The 1531-nt window shown below is 50.3% G+C and carries 1 rRNA gene; it reads left to right on the top strand.

Annotation, left to right across the window (positions count from 1 at the left end):
• Positions 1 to 40 precede the first annotated feature (40 nt).
• A 23S ribosomal RNA gene (locus tag BMX03_RS11020) occupies positions 41 to 1531 on the top strand; the annotation flags it as partial.

Here is a 1531-nt window from a genome sequence, read left to right as displayed (position 1 = left end):
AAATTACATTAGCGAAGACAAACGCAAATGACCTTAAGTAAGTTAAGTGAACAAGGGCATACGGCGGATGCCTTGGCGCCAAGAGCCGATGAAGGACGCGGTAAGCTGCGAAAAGGCATGGGTAGGAGCAAGCATCCTGTGATCCATGCATATCCGAATGGGGCAACCCACCATCAGTCATGTGATGGTACGAAAGAGGCAGACCTGGGGAACTGAAACATCTAAGTACCCAGAGGAAAAGTAATCAATTGAGATTCCCTAAGTAGCGGCGAGCGAAAGGGGAAGAGCCCAAACCAGATAACTTCGGTTGTCTGGGGTTGAGGACCGGCAAAAAGAGGAAACTTCTTAGTCGAATGGTTTGGAAAGGCCATGCACAGAAGGTAAAACACCTGTAGGCGAAAAGAAGTCAATCGGGCTGGTATCCAGAGTACTGCGAGACACGTGAAACCTTGCAGGAAGCAGGGGGGACCACCCTCCAAGGCAAAATACTACTTGGCGACCGATAGCGCATAGTACCGTGAGGGAAAGGTGAAAAGAACCCCGGGAGGGGAGTGAAATAGAACCTGAAACCGTATGTCTACAAGCAGTCGAAGCACCTTAAGAGTGCGACGGCGTGCCTATTGAAGAATGAACCGGCGAGTTACATTATGTTGCGAGGTTAAGTGGGAGACACGGAGCCGAAGCGAAAGCGAGTCTTAATAGGGCGACTAGTAACATGGTGTAGACCCGAAACCGCAGTGATCTATCCATGGTCAGGTTGAAGCGCAGGTAAAAATGCGTGGAGGACCGAACCCGTGAGTGTTGAAAAACTTTGGGATGAACCGTGGATAGGGGTGAAATGCCAATCGAACGCGGAGATAGCTGGTACTCCCCGAAATAGCTTTAGGGCTAGCCTCAGGGAAGATTATAGACGGTAGAGCACTGATCTGGCAAGGGGGCGTAAAGCCTACCGACCCTAGTCAAACTTCGAATGGCTATAATTAAGACCCTGGGAGTCAGACTGCGAGTGATAAGACCCGTAGTCAAGAGGGAAACAGCCCAGACCGCCGACTAAGGTCCCCAATGCTGTACTAAGTGGAAAAGGATGTAAGACTTCATAAACAACCAGGATGTTGGCTTAGAAGCAGCCACCATTAAAAGAGTGCGTAATAGCTCACTGGTCGAGAGGCCTTGCGCCGAAGATGTCCGGGGCTCAAGTACAGAACCGAAGTCGCGGCAGGATTTATAATTCTGGGTAGGGGAGCGTTGTATATCCGACTGAAGGTGTACCGGAAGGAGCGCTGGAGGATATACAAGAGAGAATGCCGGTATGAGTAGCGAAAAGAACAGTGAGAATCTGTTCCACCGAAAGCCTAAGGTTTCCTGAGCAACGCTCGTCGACTCAGGGTAAGTCGGGACCTAAGCCGAGGCAAAAAGCATAGGCGATGGACAACAGGTTAATATTCCTGTACCGCTTCAAATCGTTTGAGCAATGGAGTGACACAGAAGGTAGCTTGAGCACGCGAATGGATGTGCGTGTCGAAGGTGGTAG

The sequence above is a fragment of the Megamonas sp. Calf98-2 genome, assembly GCF_900110235.1.
GTDB lineage: Bacteria > Bacillota > Negativicutes > Selenomonadales > Selenomonadaceae > Megamonas > Megamonas funiformis.
Note: the sequence above shows the minus strand (reverse complement) of the source record. Positions and strands in the feature narration are given on the sequence as shown.